We start from the raw sequence: 15,511 nt of genomic DNA, 5'->3' as shown, positions 1-15,511 counted from the left end.
GTCGTGATACAGCGCTGGTATAAATGACGCGTGGAACGACCGTCTGCACCGGCAACACTTCGTTTCCGGCGCGGGTCTGACGTATCGGTGCGTTTATCAACCCGTGGTATCACGTGTCACATATGGCGCCGAACACGGCCGCTCCGTCGGACTCGGTGGCACAGGGCGAGGTCATGGCCTCGCTGGACGACGACGGTCGCACGGAGCGGCTCATCATCGCCGACACGGCGGCCGACGACGCGTGGCTCTCGGTCCCCGTCTCGGGGAGCGCACCCCTCCAGGACTGGCAGTAGCGGTCTCGACGCGGATTCCGGTCGACGCGACACGACCCGCTTCCCCGCGGTAGCGGGGCAATACTGAACCTTTTTCCCGACGGTCCACATTCACCTGCAACATGAACTATCGGGAGGTCTCAGGGGACCGCGAGTTCGTCGCCCGACTCGGGCACGGCGAGGACTGGCGCGCGGAGATCGAGTCGCTTGCCGCCGAGGCGGACGTCGACGCGGCCTGGTTCGTCGCGATGGGCGCGGTACAGGACGCCACCGTCTGGTACTACGACCAGGACGAACTGGAGTACCGCGAGGTCGAGTTCGACGAACCGCTGGAGGTGGCCGCCTGCGTGGGGAACGTCGCGTGGCTCGACGGCGATCGGTTCGCCCACACCCACGCCGTCCTCTCGCGCAAGAGCGGCCAGACCCTCGCGGGCCACCTCGACGCCGCCACCGTCTTCGCCGGCGAACTGTACATGCGGACCTTCGAGGACGAACTGGTGCGCGAGCCCGACGAACCCACCGAGCTCGACCTCTGGCTATAATGCGCGCGGAGGACGAGCGCTACTTCGAGGACCTCGAGGCCGACCTCGACGACGCGTTCGAGGTGGCCCGCGACGCCCGGGCGAACAGCGGCGACCCCAAGCCCGAGGTCGAGATCCCGGTCGCGAAGGACATGGCCGACCGGGTCGAGAACATCCTCGGCATCGACGGCGTGGCCGAGCGCGTCCGCGAACTCGAGGGCGAGATGAGCAGGGAAGAGGCCGCGCTCGAACTCGCCGAGGACTTCGCGGAGGGCCGGGTCGGCGACTACGAGAGCAAGGCCGGCAAGGTCGAGGGCGCGGTCCGGACCGCGGTCGCGCTCCTCACGGAGGGCGTGGTCGCCGCGCCCATCGAGGGCATCGACCGGGTCGAGATCCTGGAGAACGACGACGGCACCGAGTTCGTCAACGTCTACTACGCCGGGCCGATCCGGTCGGCCGGCGGGACCGCACAGGCGCTGTCGGTGCTGGTCGCCGACTACACCCGGGCGCTCGTGGGGATGTCCGAGTACGAGGCCCGCGACGAGGAGATCGAGCGGTACGCCGAGGAGATCAACCTCTACGACAAGGAGACCGGCCTCCAGTACTCGCCGAAGGACAAGGAGACGAAGTTCATCGCCGAGCACATGCCCATCATGCTCGACGGGGAGTCGACCGGCGACGAGGAGGTCTCGGGGTTCCGCGACTTAGAGCGGGTCGACACCAACAACCCGCGGGGCGGGATGTGCCTGGTGCTCGCGGAGGGCATCGCGCTCAAGGCGCCCAAGATCCAGCGCTACACCCGCAACCTCGACGAGGTCGACTGGCCGTGGCTCCAGGACCTCATCGACGGCACCATCGGCAAGGACGGCGGCGACGCGGACGCCGACGACGGTGAGAGCGACGGCGAGGACGGCGAGGAGACCGACGCGGACGCCGCCGAGGAGGACGCCGAGGACGACGTCGAGGAGGTTTCGGGACCGCCCCGGGTCGACCCCGCCAAGAAGTTCCTCCGGGACCTCATCGCGGGCCGGCCCGTCTTCGGCCACCCCAGCGAGTCCGGCGGCTTCCGGCTGCGCTACGGCCGGGCGCGCAACCACGGGTTCGCGACCGCGGGCGTCCACCCCGCGACGATGCACCTGGTCGACGACTTCCTGGCGACCGGCACACAGATCAAGACCGAGCGCCCCGGCAAGGCCGCGGGCGTGGTGCCGGTCGACTCCATCGAGGGGCCGACGGTCCGGCTGGCCAACGGCGACGTCCGGCGCATCGACGACCCCGACGAGGCGCTCGAACTCCGGAACGGCGTCGAGAAGATCCTCGACCTCGGGGAGTACCTGGTCAACTACGGCGAGTTCGTCGAGAACAACCACCCGCTGGCGCCCGCCTCCTACACCGTCGAGTGGTGGGTCCAGGAGTTCGAGGCGGCCGGCGCCGACGTCCAGGCGCTGCGGGACTCCCCGAGCGTCGACCTCTCGGACCCGTCCCCCGACGAGGCGCTGACGTGGGCGACCGAGTACGACTGCCCGCTCCACCCGAAGTACACCTACCTCTGGCACGACTTGACCGTCGAGCAGTTCGAGGCGCTCGCCGAGGCGGTCGCGGACGGCGAGGTCGTCGGGGGAGACCTTCACGTCGAGTTCACCGAGGAGGCCGTCCGGACCGCGCTCGAATGCGTCCTCGTCCCGCACGAGCAGCAGGAGACCGAGATTCGGATTCCGGAGTGGCGCCCGCTCGCCCGGTCGCTCGGGGTGGTCGTCGACGACGAGACCGGCCGCCTGGAGCGGACGTGGGACGACCTCTCGCCCGAGGCCCGCAACTGGGGCGAGGACGAGGACGGCGACAACGCGGTCCGCGCGGTCAACGAGGTCGCGCCGTTCACCGTCCGGGAGCGGGCGCCCACCCGCATCGGCAACCGGATGGGTCGCCCGGAGAAGTCCGAGGAGCGCGAGCTCTCGCCGGCGGTCCACACCCTCTTCCCCATCGGCGAGGCCGGCGGCAGCCAGCGCGACGTGGCCGCGGCCGCCAAGCACGCGCCCGACATGGAGAGCACGCCCGGGCTGGTCGAGGCCCAGGTCGGCCGCCGGGAGTGCGAGGACTGCGGCGAGCACACCTACGAGTGCAAGTGCCCGGAGTGCGGCGGCAACACGTTCGCGCACTTCAAGTGCCCCGACTGCGACCAGGTGGTCGAGCTCGACGAGTCGGGCCGGGCGGTCTGCGACCGCTGCGAGGTCGAGGCCACCTCGGTCGAGTTCCGGACCATCGACGTCAACGACGAGTTCCGGTCGGCCCTGGAGTCGGTCGGCGAGCGCGAGAACGCCTTCGACACGCTGAAAGGCGTCAAGGGGCTGTCCTCGTCGTACAAGACGCCCGAGCCCATCGAGAAGGGCATCCTCCGGGCGAAGCACGACGTCTCGGCGTTCAAGGACGGGACGGTCCGGTACGACATGACCGACCTGCCGGTGACCGCGGTCCGGCCCGCCGAACTCGACGTGACGGCCGACCACTTCCGGTCGCTGGGCTACGAGGAGGACGTCCACGGCGACCCGCTGCGCCACGACGACCAGCTGGTCGAGCTCAAGGTCCAGGACATCGTGCTCTCGGACGGCGCGGCCGAGCACCTGCTGCAGACCGCCGACTTCGTCGACGACCTGCTGGAGCAGTACTACGGGCTCGACCCCTTCTACGAGCTCGAGGAGCGCGACGACCTCGTCGGCGAACTCGTCTTCGGGATGGCGCCCCACACCTCCGCGGCGGTCGTCGGGCGCATCGTGGGCTTCACCTCGGCCGCCGTGGGATACGCGCATCCGTACTTTCACGCCGCGAAACGCCGGAATTGCTTCCACCCCGAGACGAAGGTCTGGTACGAAGACGAGGCCGGCGAGTGGCACTACGACGAGATCCGGAAGCTAGTGGAAGAACGACTTGTCGACCCGCGCGAAGACGACTTCGGCGCGCTTGTCGAGGAGTTGGACGGCGACGTGTGGGTCCCCTCGGTAGACGAAGACGGTACTGTCGTTCAGAAGCCGGTCGAGGCGGTCTCGAAACACCCTGCTCCCGACCATCTCGTGGAAATAGAGACGCGAAGCGGTCGCGAGATCACGGTTACTCCGGACCACTCGATGCGTCGTTGGACTTCCGACGGCGTTGAGGAGGTCGAAGCTCGGGAACTAGACGCTGGCGATGAAATCCCCTCCCCAAAAGAAGTAGAGTTCGAGGGAGAACACGCTTCGATTGACCTTCTCGAACAGTTCTTGCATCTCGACTCGCTTCCTAACGAGGACCTGATGGTTCGAGGTCTCGGTGAGAAGAGGATCAAGAGCCTCTTCGATTCCGCTACTGAGGAGAGAGGATATCTCAAGCCCGTTGCGGAGAAACTCGAAAAGAGTGATTCGTCCGTTTACAACTGGGTCAATCGGGACAGCGTTCCCGCCTCGGTATTCATCACATTACTGGGTAGAGAAGAGACTCTCGGAAAGCTCCCTGACGACCTCGAACTCGGGGTTCGACGGGATACCGCCTCGGTAAGCCGGATGCTAACTGTCGACGAGGAGATGGCGAAAGTCCTCGGCTATTACACCGCCGAAGGATTCACTCGTTCTGAAGACGGCGAGTTCTACCAAACCACAATCTGCACTCCCGATGAAGAGCCACGAAGTCACATCATCGAAACCTTCGAAGACAAACTCTCGGTGACTCCCTACGAAGAGAACCAGTGGAAGATTACGACCTCGAGCCGCCTCGTCGCCCTACTGTTCAGCGAAATTCTCGATGCTGGATGTTCTGCTGAGGAGAAACGGGTTCCGGATTGCGTCGCCAATTCCCCCAAACCCGTCGTTCGAGAGTTCCTTCGGTCTTACTTTAGCGGAGACGGTAGCGTTGCAACTGATCGGATCGATATCCGGGCCTACACGGTCAGTGACGAATTAAAGAACGACCTCGTCGGGATATTGAAACGCCTCGGCATCGCGACCAAAGTGTACACGGAACTCCGTCGTCCTTCGACTGGAGCAGTAGCCGAGTTCTACGACGATGAACCAGTTCCGGAGTTCGAATCGTGGGTCCTCAAGGTGACATCCGAAAACGCGGCGCAATTCGCTCGGGAGATCGGGTTCGACCTAGATAGGAAGTCCGAAACCCTGCGCGACACGCTCGATTCGGTCCCCGTCCGGTCGCAACGCCTCTTCGGCGATGGTGGGGACCTGTGGCTAGACGAAGTCGAATCGGTGGAAATAATCGATTCGGACGTGGATTACACTTACTCGGTCACCGTCGAAGATACCCACACGCTCGTCGCGAACGACCTCTTCGTCGGCCAGTGTGACGGCGACGAGGACTGCGTGATGCTCCTCATGGACGGCCTACTCAACTTCAGCAAGGAGTTCCTGCCCGACAAGCGCGGGGGCCAGATGGACGCGCCGCTCGTCATGTCCTCGCGCATCGACCCCTCGGAGATCGACGACGAGGCCCACAACATGGACATCGTGCGGGAGTACCCCCTGGAGTTCTTCGAGGCGACCCGGGAGATGGCCGACCCCGGCGAGGTTGAGGACGTGATGACCATCGCCGAGGAGACCCTGGGCACCGACCGCGAGTACACCGACTTCCACCACAGCCACGACACCTCCGACATCGCCCTGGGGCCGGACCTCTCGGCGTACAAGACCCTCGGGTCGATGATGGACAAGATGGACGCCCAGCTCGAGCTCGCCCGGAAGCTCCGGTCGGTCGACGAGACCGACGTGGCCGAGCGGGTCATCGAGTACCACTTCCTGCCCGACCTCATCGGCAACCTCCGGGCGTTCTCCCGGCAGGAGACCCGGTGTCTCGACTGCGGCGAGAAGTACCGCCGGATGCCCCTGACCGGCGAGTGCCGGGAGTGCGGCGGCCAGGTCAACCTCACGGTCCACCAGGGGTCGGTGAACAAGTACATGGAGACCGCAATCCAGGTCGCCGAGAAGTACGACTGCCGGGAGTACACCAAGCAGCGCCTCGAGATCATGGACACCCGGCTGGAGAGCATCTTCGAGAACGACAAGAACAAGCAGGGCAGCATCGCGGACTTCATGTGAAAGTTTTACTGCGCTCGGAAATCCGCCTCCGGCGAATTTCCCCGCTGGTAAAACTTTCGTGAAAAACACTGCGGTCGTCCCTGCGTCTTCGGCGCTCCGCGCCGAAGGCTCGGAGGACCGAAGGTCCTCCGGTGGTCCTCCCTTGGTCCGCTCGCTCGTCCCTACCGTCCTCCCTCGCGGTACTATCACTAACCCGTTCACCTGGTCGCACCTTCCGTTCGGATGCTTCACGCGGCTACTTCTCGATGGATGTCCACTCACGTCCCCCGCGCTGCGAATCGGCGACGGGCTTTATCACTCACGACGGCGTACGACCGGGTATGAGCGGACACGGAGAGCAACCGGTGGAGGACGACGGCGACGAGCACGCGTCCGAGGCCATCATGCAGCTCGACCTCGGCCAGACCGTCTACGACGACGAGGGGAACGAGATCGGGGAGATCCGCGGCTTCGAGCGCGGCGGGTTCTTCGTCACCACGCGCGAGGGCGTCGAGAGCCTGAGCGTCGAGCACTCCCGGGCCGGCCACGAGTACGGCGAGGGCGAGCTGATGTGGCGCTGCACCGAGTGCGGCGAGATGGGCGAGATCGACGACGGCATCCCGGACGAGTGCCCGAACTGCGGCGAGCCCAAGGAAGCGCTGATGTACTGGACCGAGGACTAGACGTTCGGTTCTCCTTCGGGAGTGGAGGACGCACGACAATTCCTCCGTTCATCGCAGTGCGTGTCGGATTAGTCCGTACTGTTATCAACTCCGCCAGTACTACGACAGCCGCGGTGACGAACGCTTAGAAAGCCCCGGTCGGTCGCGGTCGCTCTGCGAGATATTCCTGCGCCGAACTGTGCGGAGAGGCGCAGGAACAGTGGCTCGCGGAGACGACCAAGCGTAGCGCCGGGAGACAACCGCGTCTCCCGAGATCACGCTCGCTTCGCTCGCGTGACCGCGACCGGCGGCCCCTTTCATCCACCCGCTGCACCGTCAGATTCATCGCCCGTTCCGCGAACGAGACGCACCGATTTTTCTACCCCCGGTCCCGACGTGTCGACATGGACGTCGTCGTGTTCGGCGCGGGGAGCCTCGGCAGCCTCGTCGGGGGACTGCTCGCCCGCGAGCACGCGGTCACGCTGGTCGGCCGCGACCCCCACGTCGCGCGCGTCCGCGAGGCGGGCCTGCGCGTGGGCGGGCAGTACGATGTTACCGTGTGGCCCGACGCGACCACGGACGGGACCGGGCTCGCGGCCGACCTCGCGGTGGTGACCGTCAAGGCCTTCGACACCGAGGCCGCCGCCCGGACGCTCGCGACCGGCGGGTTCGACGCCGCGCTCTCGCTCCAGAACGGGATGGGCAACGAGGAGACGCTCGCCCGGTTCCTCGACTGCCCGGTGCTCGCCGGCACCGCGACCTACGGCGCGGTCCTCCGTGAGCCCGGCCTGGTCGAGTGCACCGGCCGGGGCGATATCGTTCTCGGGCCGCGCGAGGGCGGGACCTCCGAGGCGGCCGACGCGGTCGGGCGGGCCTTCTCCGCCGCGGGCATCGAGACCACCGTCGCCGACGACATGCCCCGGCGCCTCTGGGGGAAGCTCGCGGTCAACGCGGGCATCAACGCCACCACGGCGCTGGCCCGCGTCGAGAACGGCGCGCTGCTCGACGGGCCGGCCCGCGAGGTGGCCGCAGACGCCGCCCGCGAGACCGCTCGCGTCGCCCGCGCCGAGGGCGTCGACCTGAACGACGACGAGGCGGTCCGGGCGGTCGAGCGCGTCGCGGAGGCCACCGCCGCCAACGACTCCTCGATGCGCCAGGACGTCGCGGCCGGCCGCCGGACCGAGGTCGAGGCCATCAGCGGGTACGTGGTCGCCCGGGCCGACGCGCACGGGGTCGGAGACACCCCTGCGGTCCCGGTCAACCGGACGCTCCGGAACCTCCTCCGGGCCTGGGAGGATGGTCACGTCGACGCCGACTGACCCGATGATTGAGTTCGCGCCCCGCTCGGCGCGTTCGACTTCCCATCGAAGAATCAGCGAACCGCGAGTCGACAGTCGGACTACCGGAACCGCCGGACCAGCCGCAGCAGCAGCGAGACGGCGGTGCCGAGGCCGGGTACGCGCGAGGACAGCGCCGCGGCGCCCACGAGCAGGATGCCGCTCTTGGGCCGGCCGCGCGCGAACGCCATCGCCGCGTCGACCAGCGTCGAGACCATGCTGAGCTTGTTCGCCGAGTCCGCGTTGAAGTTCGCCATACGTTCGGTAGGCGCTCGGCGGGGAAATAGCGTGCCCTTGCTGTGGCCGGCGCCCGGGGAAAGCGTATCCGGACCTCCTGTCGAATCGTAGAGCGGCGGTCCGTCAGTGGCGGGCCGTCCCGCCCGGCGTCAGGACCGCGCGATGACCCAGAACGTCGCGAACCCGCCGACCGCGAGCACGAACCAGTACGAGGAGAACCGGTAGAGGATGGTCGCGGCGAACGCCGGCCCCTTGGGGACGGTCGCGAGCGCCACGAGCAGCGCGACCAGCGCGGCCTCGACGCCCGCGAGGCCGCCGGGCAGCGGGGTCAGCCCCGCGAGGGTGCTCGCCGGGACGACGAACAGCACCAGCACGAGCGTGATGGGCAGCCCCAGCGCCTTCCCGGAGAAGTACAGCGGCATGGCGAAGAACACCCACCCGACGTACGAGAACACCAGCGCGTACAGCAGGCTCCGGGGTTCGCCGGTGATGCGTTCGAGCGACTCGTAGAACTCGTCGATGCGCCGCCGGACGCCCTCGGCGCTCACGCGGTCGGTCCGCCTCGTTACCGGCCGGACCGCCCGGAGGATGATCCGCTCGACGGCGTCGCGGTGGTTCCAGCCGACGTACACCAGGAGGGGAACGCCGAAGGCCATCGCGGCCAGCCCCTGGGCGAGCGTCTCGACGTCCTCGGTGAGCGAGGTCCGGAACAGCAGGTAGACCAGCCCGATCGCCGCGAAGTTGAAGAACGGCAGCAGGTTGAGCAGGTCGGCGGTCACCACGCTCGCGAGGCTGTCCTCGTAGCTCGCCTCGGTGTCCTTCGAGAGGACGTAGGCGGTGAACGGTTCCCCACCGGCCTGACCCATCGGGGTCACGTAGTTCGCGAAGGTGGCCGCGAGGTAGGTCACGCCGAGCCGGCGGTACGGCACCTCGATGCCCAGCACCCGGAGGACGACCTGCCAGGCCTTCCCCCACGCGAGCAGGCCGACGACCGACGACGCGCAGGCGATGGCGACCCACTCGTACTCGGCCTGCTGGAGCGCGTTCACGGTGCGCTCCCACCCGGCGGCGACGCCGAGCAGGTAGACGAGCAGGGCCGCGATGAGGAACCCGACGAGTATCTTGGCGACGCCGGACCTGTCGGTCAGCCCACTTACCACTGCCTCGCCGCCGTCCGCGCTGTCCTTCGTCGTCACGTTAATCTATGTAGCCGAGGTCCTGGAGCCTGTCCTTCGCGTCGTCGCTCATGTCGTCGAGCACGTCCTCGTCCTCGACCTCCTTCCACTCGCCGCCGACCCGCTCCTCGAACTCCGACAGCGCGCCCTCGAGTTCGACCTCCTCGTCGCTGCCCTGGCCGCGGGCGTTGTCGGTCTCGCCGGGGTCGACGTCGAGGTGGTAGAACTCGTCGGCGATGCGCTCGTTGCGGATGTACTTGGCGTCGGGGCGGCGGGCGGCCCGCATCCGGGAGTAGAACCGCGAGTCGCGGTCGAGCTCGATGCCGGCGTCGGCGGCCTTCTCCTCGAGCTGCTTGAGCTCGACGACCGGCCGGTAGTACTCGACGAAGGCGTAGTCGCCTTCGGCGAAGTCCCGGTAGTCGGCCGACAGCAGCGACCGGGTCCGGTCGAGCGGCACCGTCGCGCGCTCGGCCTCGACGCCGGCGTGGTCGAGCACGGTGTGGTAGAGGTCCAGGAGCTCGACCTGCTGGTCCTCGCGTCGGCCGGTCTCCATCTCGGGGTGCTTGACCAGCAGCGGGACGTTGATCAGGGGGTCGTAGATGCAGAACTCGTGGCCGTAGAGGCCGTGCTCGCCGTGGAGCTCGCCGTGGTCCGCGCAGACGACGACCATTGTGTCGTCCCACTCGTCGTTCTGCTCCATCCACGAGAACAGCCGCGCGAGCTGGTAGTCGATGTGGCGGATCTCGGCGTCGTACAGCCCCTCGATGGCCTCCCACTCGTCGTCGGAGATGTCGCGGGCGCCGGAGTTGTACTCCTTGGAGTTCTGGCAGACCGTCGCGGAGTCGACGCCGGGCGCGAACTCCTCTTTGTACTCCTCGGGCGGGTGGTACGGCAGGTGGGCGTCCATCAGGTTGATGAACGCGAAGTAGTCGCCGTCGGCGTCGTCGATGAACTCGATGGTCCGGTCGATGACCTGCGGGGTCTTCGAGTCGGCGCCCTCGCCGGAGGCGGTGTACTCGTGGATCTTGTTGCCGACCGACACCAGCCAGTCGGCGGCCTTCCGGAGCGTCTCGTTGTCGTTCATCGTCTTCCAGGCCTTCGCCAGCGGGCCCGACAGGAACTCGCCGGGCATCACCTCGAAGAAGTTGTCCTGGTCGTCGAAGCCGTCGGTGAGGTGGGTGTAGGGCGTGATCCAGGCGTTCGACGAGTAGCAGGCCGTCTCGTAGCCCGCGTCCGAGAGGGTCTGGGCGAGCGTCGTCGCACCTTCCAGGTACGGGTTCTCCTGGCTCGCGCCGTGCTCGCTCGGGTACATCCCGGTGAATAGCGAGGCGTGAACCGGCAGCGTCCACGGCGCGGGGGCGACCGCCTGCTCGAAGACGGCCGCCTCCTCGGCGAACCGCTCCAGCCCCGGCGTCGTCGGTCTGTCGTAGCCATAGACGGAGAGGTGGCTCTTGCGAACCGTGTCCATGACCACGAACACGACGTTCCCCGCATCGTCGTTGGTCATACCAGTACCGTCCAACACCCGGCGGGATAAATATCCTGATGTTAGCCGCGTTCTACGCGAAGAATTGGGCCGTTTCCGCCGCGGAAATCCGAACTTAGAAGGGGGCCTGCGGGCCCTCGTCGTCGTCGCCGTCGTCGGTCGTCTCGCCGGGGAACGACGGGCTCATGCCGCCGCCGCCCATCCCGCTGCCGCCCATCCCGCTGCCGCCGTCCATGCCGGTGTCGGCGTGGACCTGCTCGATCTCGGGGATCTCCTTGACCATCCGGCTCTTGATGGCCTGGATGGTCATCGGCGAGATGCCACAGCCCGAGCACGCGCCGCCGAGCTGGATGCTGACTTCGCCGGTCTCGCGGTCGATGTTCTGGATGGCCGCGCTCCCGCCGTGCATCTGGATCTGGGGGAAGTTGCGGCGCAGGAAGTTACTGACCCGCTCCTCGAGGTCGTCTCCGTCGTCCTGAGTCTCGGTGCTCATACCGCGAGGTAGGGTGTGTGCGGTCTTCAACCTTTTCCTGTTCGCAGGCCCGGAACCGGCCGAATCGGCCGGAGACGTCGCTCCGCGAGCGCCGCGCTGCCCCTTAAGCGCGCCGAATCGGGACGGTGCCGACGCGTCAGTCGGTTTCGGCCGACGCGTCCCGTCTCGCCCGACCCGCCTACGCGCCCGACGTGATGATGTCAGCCACCTCGGTCCGATCGAACAGCCGTTCGTCCTCGGGAATCCGGGGGTAGTGCTGGCCGTCCTCGTAGTCGGGCCACTCGCCGAACAGGTCGGGGTAGAGCTGCTTGGCGCCCATCTCGATCTGGAACAGGTTCATGACTGGACCCTGGTACCGCATCCCGGCGGGGTAGACCCGGTCGTTCTTCACCGCGGTGAGCCGGCTCCCGACCGGGTGGTCCTTCAGCGACGCGAGCGTGTCGCTCATGCTGTAGTTGGGCGTCATCCCCCAGAGGTGGAGGATGACGTCGGGGTCGGCCTCCAGCATGGTCTCGTAGTCGACCTGCCCCCAGAGGCTGCCCCAGTCCTTCTCGGCGAACGCGTCGTTCGCGCCGAGCGGCCGGGTGTCGGCCAGCCAGTAGCCGGGCTCGTTGAGGTGGTACGTCCAGAACGACTCGCCGTCGCCCGCGAGCGTGACCCGCACCGCGGTCGGGCGCTCCTCCTTCGGCGGCAGCTTCTCCTGTATCGTGGACACGAGGTCGGCGTGAATCTGGGCCAGCGCCTCGTAGCGCTCGGTCTCCCGGAACACGGCCGCGACCTTGCCGAACAGCTCCCAGAGGTCGTAGTACCGATAGCCGTCGTACCCCTTCGGTGGGGACGCCCGCGTCCCGCTGTAGAAGTTGCCGAACCACGGGGCGATCTGGGACCCGATCTCCTCGACGTCGGACCTGGTCCAGTTGTCCTGGGTCGACGCCCACGCGGGGTCGGCGAGGTGGACGTCGCTGTCGAGTTCGAAGAGCAGTTCCTTCGGCAACCCGTCGGCCAGAGGGTCGTGCAGGCCCTCCCAGTCGAACGCCACCCCGTCGAGGTGGTGGTAGTAGTGGTTCATCGTCGTCCCGGACATCTCCGGGACGTACACGGCGTTCACCGCGTCGCCGCGCCCGAGCGCGACCGCCATGTCCGCGTACTGCGGGAACACGGTGAAGACGTTCTCGGGCACGGAATCGAACTCGACCTGGCCCATCGGCGACATCGTCACCGAGTACGGTCCGGTCGCGTCCGTGGTCGTGGCGTGCCGCCCCGTGGTCGTCCGGTCAGTCGTCGCGTCGGTTCCGGTCGTGGTGCCGGCCTCGCCCGATCCGTCGCCCGTACAGCCGGCGATGAATGCGGCGCCGCCTGCCGCGCCCGCTCCCTTCAGGAACCGTCGCCGCGTGAACTCCGAGGCTTGCGCTTCGTCCATGGTTTTAGGGTCGCCTAAACACTGCTTAATGATTTTGGTTTACCTAAACCAGTCGCTCCCTCGCCGACCCCATCCGGAACTTCGCAGCCATCTCTCGGTCGCCTCCGCGATTCGATATAGCAGAAGAGAATTCATCGCCGAGGTCGGTCGTACCAGATCTAACTCAGAAAAACGGCGAGCAAAGCGCTGTCCTTTCGGTTCGGAGAACTCGCCCGATTGCGGACGGGAAAACGCCACTACGTCCGGCAGTGCCGCCCGCCGCTGCACCGATCCACCGAGCCGGTCACTCCTCGTCGGCCGACTCGAACCCGAACACCCGCCGGAGCTCGGTCTCGATCTCGTCGACGTAGACGTCCAGCATCTCGGCGACCTTCTCGTCGGCGACCACGACGCCCTGGATGCGGTCGACCGGGTCGTCCGGGAGCTCGACGCGGAACTCGCCGTCGCCCTCGTAGAAGGGCTCGGACTCGTTGAGGATCTGCTGGTCGATGGTGTGGATCAGCTCCGAGTCGTACCGCTCGTTGAGCCGGTTGAACGCGTTCTTGTACGCCCGCTGGAGCTCGTTGAAGTAGTGGACGTACTTGTCCTCGAACTTCTCGGGGTCGAAGTCGCTCATGTGCCGGATTTGGACGAGCGCGGATAAAAGTCGGGCGATGCCGCCCGCCGCAGCCCTGTGGATGACTGCCTACGCGCGTGCGAACGACCACAGCCGGACGACTACGGCCGGACGAAGTCGCGGACTCGACGTCGACGACCCGGGCGCAATCGCCGCCGGGCCTCGACGAACACGGGATCGTTGGGTCCGGTGCGACGGCCGAGCGCCGTCGGATGGCCGCGCAGTCCGAGTAGGCGGACCTCGTCTCTGTCTCGGGCGTGACCGCGTCACTGTTCCTTCCGCCCGGCGTCAGCCGCCGGAAGCGGTGCCGCAGTAGCTCTCTCGCTTCTCGGTGCCGGATTTCACGGGCCGGGAGAATCTGGCCCGCCTCGCCGATAAACCAAATTCCGATATACGAATTACCGCCTGCCGAGTCAACGACGACTGTCCGCAGATGGTCGACAGAACCCCGAGTTAGGGACGGAGCGCGCGGAATTTCGCCTCTACAATCAGTCCCGGGTAGAACCGCGCGCTGCTGGCGGTCGCAGTCGATGGAGAACGCGCGACGATGCTCGACCCGGGCCTCGTCGTCGCCTACGACAGTTGCTCGCCGACGATGTCGTCGGCGCGCTCGACGAACTCCGACTCGGTGCCCTTCGGGATCGTCGCGCCCGCGGCGACGTCGTGGCCGCCGCCGTCGCCGCCGACCGCCTGCGAGGCCTCGCGCATCACGGTCGAGAGGTCGAGGCCGCGCCGGGTGAGTGCGGGGGTCCCGCGCGCGGAGACCTTCACCTCCGCCGTCTCGTCACCGTCGCCGGCACCCTCGCCCGTCTTCTCGGCGAAGGCGACGATGGGCGTCCCGCGGTCGATGCCCTCGGCGCCGACCGCCATGCCGGCGACGATGCCGACGATGGTCTCGCGGATCTCGTCGCCGGCGTGGAACCACTGGAGGTGCTCCTCGCGGGTGACCCCCTCGCGCTTGACCTTCTGCAGGCCCTCCGAGAGGTTCCGGCGGTGGTTCCGGAGCAGCTCCCGCGCGCGTTCGAGGGCGCCGTCGCGGTTCGCCAGGTCGGTCACGTTGCCCAGGCAGACCGCCAGCCCCACGTCGGCGCGCTCGTAGCGCGCGGTGGCGTTGAGGAGGGTGGAGAACTCGCTCACGTCCCGGAGTTCGGTCCCCTCGGGCTCGGCGGTGAGCGTGTACGCCGTGCCGACCAGCCGGTCGATGCGGTCGGGGCTGACCCCCTTCGAGAGCGCGCGCTGGATGAGCGCGTTCGAGACGGTGGCCCGCTCCTCGTCGGTCAGGTCGACCCAGCACCGCCACTCGCCGTCGCCGTCGGTGAGCGTCACGTCGAGCCCGTCGAGGAACCGGAGCACGCCGTTCTCGTTGTTGGTGATGCCGGGAATCCGCGTGTCGCTGGCGTACTCCAGCATCTTGGGGAGCGGTCGGGTCTGCTTGCCGTACATCGCGAGGTCGGTCCGCGACTCCACGACGCCGACCGCCTCGCCCTCCTCGACGATGGCCCGGTTCGCGCCGACCAGTTCCCCGTCGGTGGTCTGCATGTCCCCGACCGCGCCGACGACCGCGAGCCCGGCCAGGTCGCGGTTGTCGCCCCCGTCGGACTCCAACGCGCGCGCGAGGACGTAGGCTGCGCCGGCGCCCGACAGCTCCGAGGAGCCGTCGACGTCGAACAGCAGCGGGTTGAGGTGGTACTCGGTGTCGGGGTCGGCCGGTCGGTGGTGGTCGGCGATGACCGGCGTGAAGTCGCCCGCGGCCTCGTGGTCGGCGATGACGTCGAGCTGGCCGCTCCCGAAGTCGGTGAACAGCACCGTCTCGTAGTCGGTCGCCGCGATGGACGCCACCTCCTCGGCGTCGAGCTGCTTGCTGAAGACGGTCTCGAAGGGAATCCCGGCGCGTTCGAGCGCCGCGGACGCGATCGCCGCGCTCGTCAGCCCGTCGGCGTCGATGTGGGACGCGAGCAGCACCTCGTCGGCGTCCCGCAGGCGGTCGGCGCACGCGGCGGCGCGCTCTGCGAGGGCGGGAACTGGACCAGCGGAAGCCATTCGGGGGCAGGTAGGTCGCTATCGCTTATAAACCTCCGCTTGCGGGCTCGGGAACGCGTCTCTGCTTCGATAGGTGAGACTCCACTACCGGCGCGCGCTGGCGCGGCTTCATGCCGCGCCGATGTGCGCGAGGTCTGCGCGAGCGGAGCGAGCGCAGGCTCGTCACGAGCGAAGCTCTGACGGTGGAGGCGGCCGCGTCTGCAC

Annotated in this window: 12 protein-coding genes; 5 read left to right on the top strand and 7 right to left on the bottom strand. The window is 67.6% G+C overall.

The features are described 5' to 3' along the window. Nucleotides 1-122 precede the first annotated feature (122 nt). The 5 genes from ACQUQF_RS07945 (at nt 123) to ACQUQF_RS07925 (ending at nt 7,822) form a co-directional block, all read left to right on the top strand. Nucleotides 123-293 (top strand): DUF7556 family protein, encoded by a 171-nt coding sequence (locus ACQUQF_RS07945; protein WP_165881768.1) that lies wholly within the window; start codon nt 123-125, stop codon nt 291-293. Between the two features lie 101 nt (nt 294-394). Then, nucleotides 395-814: a PPC domain-containing DNA-binding protein gene (locus tag ACQUQF_RS07940; protein WP_435177479.1), complete on the top strand. Its 420-nt coding sequence runs from the start codon at nt 395-397 to the stop codon at nt 812-814. Continuing rightward, on the top strand, nt 814-5,862 hold the full coding sequence (locus ACQUQF_RS07935) for a DNA polymerase II large subunit (protein WP_435177477.1): 5,049 nt from the start codon (nt 814-816) through the stop codon (nt 5,860-5,862). Before ACQUQF_RS07940 ends, ACQUQF_RS07935 begins: the two co-directional genes overlap by 1 nt. 320 nt (nt 5,863-6,182) lie before the next feature. Beyond that, entirely contained in the window at nt 6,183-6,524 is a 342-nt protein-coding gene (locus tag ACQUQF_RS07930) for a DUF7130 family rubredoxin-like protein (RefSeq protein WP_435177475.1), read from the top strand. A gap of 383 nt (nt 6,525-6,907) precedes the next feature. Continuing rightward, a complete protein-coding gene (locus ACQUQF_RS07925) occupies nt 6,908-7,822 on the top strand; it encodes a ketopantoate reductase family protein (protein WP_435177473.1) in 915 nt (304 codons plus the stop codon). 80 nt (nt 7,823-7,902) lie between these two features. Here the strand turns inward: ACQUQF_RS07925 and ACQUQF_RS07920 are convergent, their stop codons facing one another. The 7 genes from ACQUQF_RS07920 to ACQUQF_RS07890 form a co-directional block, all read right to left on the bottom strand. Further along, complete coding sequence (locus ACQUQF_RS07920) at nt 7,903-8,097, bottom strand: hypothetical protein (RefSeq protein WP_435177471.1); 195 nt, start codon at nt 8,095-8,097, stop codon at nt 7,903-7,905. A 129-nt stretch (nt 8,098-8,226) separates the two neighbouring features. Continuing rightward, the gene (locus tag ACQUQF_RS07915; RefSeq protein WP_435177469.1) at nt 8,227-9,273 is read right to left on the bottom strand and encodes a lysylphosphatidylglycerol synthase transmembrane domain-containing protein; all 1,047 of its coding nucleotides are present in this window, start codon (nt 9,271-9,273) and stop codon (nt 8,227-8,229) included. A gap of 1 nt (nt 9,274) precedes the next feature. Beyond that, nucleotides 9,275-10,759, bottom strand: a complete 1,485-nt coding sequence (locus tag ACQUQF_RS07910) for a sulfatase (protein ID WP_435177467.1) — start codon at nt 10,757-10,759, stop codon at nt 9,275-9,277. A gap of 94 nt (nt 10,760-10,853) precedes the next feature. Then, nucleotides 10,854-11,231, bottom strand: a complete 378-nt coding sequence (locus ACQUQF_RS07905; protein ID WP_435177465.1) for a NifU family protein — start codon at nt 11,229-11,231, stop codon at nt 10,854-10,856. 178 nt (nt 11,232-11,409) lie between these two features. After that, nucleotides 11,410-12,651, bottom strand: coding sequence for an ABC transporter substrate-binding protein (locus ACQUQF_RS07900; protein ID WP_435177463.1), 1,242 nt, complete (start codon nt 12,649-12,651; stop codon nt 11,410-11,412). 283 nt (nt 12,652-12,934) lie between these two features. Continuing rightward, a complete protein-coding gene (locus tag ACQUQF_RS07895) occupies nt 12,935-13,267 on the bottom strand; it encodes a DUF5783 family protein (protein WP_435177461.1) in 333 nt (110 codons plus the stop codon). 573 nt (nt 13,268-13,840) lie between these two features. After that, nucleotides 13,841-15,307, bottom strand: coding sequence for a DHHA1 domain-containing protein (locus ACQUQF_RS07890; RefSeq protein WP_435177459.1), 1,467 nt, complete (start codon nt 15,305-15,307; stop codon nt 13,841-13,843). Nucleotides 15,308-15,511: the final 204 nt, after the last annotated feature.

This window comes from Halorussus sp. AFM4 (assembly GCF_051194995.1).
GTDB lineage: Archaea > Halobacteriota > Halobacteria > Halobacteriales > Haladaptataceae > Halorussus.
The sequence above is the reverse complement of the archived record's forward strand: the minus strand, read 5'-3'. Positions and strand labels throughout refer to the sequence as shown.

Bases quoted from the DNA above. Each gene is read 5' to 3' on its own strand.
- ACQUQF_RS07945 (WP_165881768.1), top strand. From the start codon at position 123: ATGGCGCCGAACACGGCCGCTCCGTCGGACTCGGTGGCACAGGGCGAG.
- ACQUQF_RS07940 (WP_435177479.1), top strand. From the start codon at position 395: ATGAACTATCGGGAGGTCTCAGGGGACCGCGAGTTCGTCGCCCGACTC.
- ACQUQF_RS07935 (WP_435177477.1), top strand. From the start codon at position 814: ATGCGCGCGGAGGACGAGCGCTACTTCGAGGACCTCGAGGCCGACCTC.
- ACQUQF_RS07930 (WP_435177475.1), top strand. From the start codon at position 6,183: ATGAGCGGACACGGAGAGCAACCGGTGGAGGACGACGGCGACGAGCAC.
- ACQUQF_RS07925 (WP_435177473.1), top strand. From the start codon at position 6,908: ATGGACGTCGTCGTGTTCGGCGCGGGGAGCCTCGGCAGCCTCGTCGGG.
- ACQUQF_RS07920 (WP_435177471.1), bottom strand. From the start codon at position 8,097: ATGGCGAACTTCAACGCGGACTCGGCGAACAAGCTCAGCATGGTCTCG.
- ACQUQF_RS07910 (WP_435177467.1), bottom strand. From the start codon at position 10,759: ATGACCAACGACGATGCGGGGAACGTCGTGTTCGTGGTCATGGACACG.
- ACQUQF_RS07905 (WP_435177465.1), bottom strand. From the start codon at position 11,231: ATGAGCACCGAGACTCAGGACGACGGAGACGACCTCGAGGAGCGGGTC.
- ACQUQF_RS07900 (WP_435177463.1), bottom strand. From the start codon at position 12,651: ATGGACGAAGCGCAAGCCTCGGAGTTCACGCGGCGACGGTTCCTGAAG.
- ACQUQF_RS07895 (WP_435177461.1), bottom strand. From the start codon at position 13,267: ATGAGCGACTTCGACCCCGAGAAGTTCGAGGACAAGTACGTCCACTAC.
- ACQUQF_RS07890 (WP_435177459.1), bottom strand. From the start codon at position 15,307: ATGGCTTCCGCTGGTCCAGTTCCCGCCCTCGCAGAGCGCGCCGCCGCG.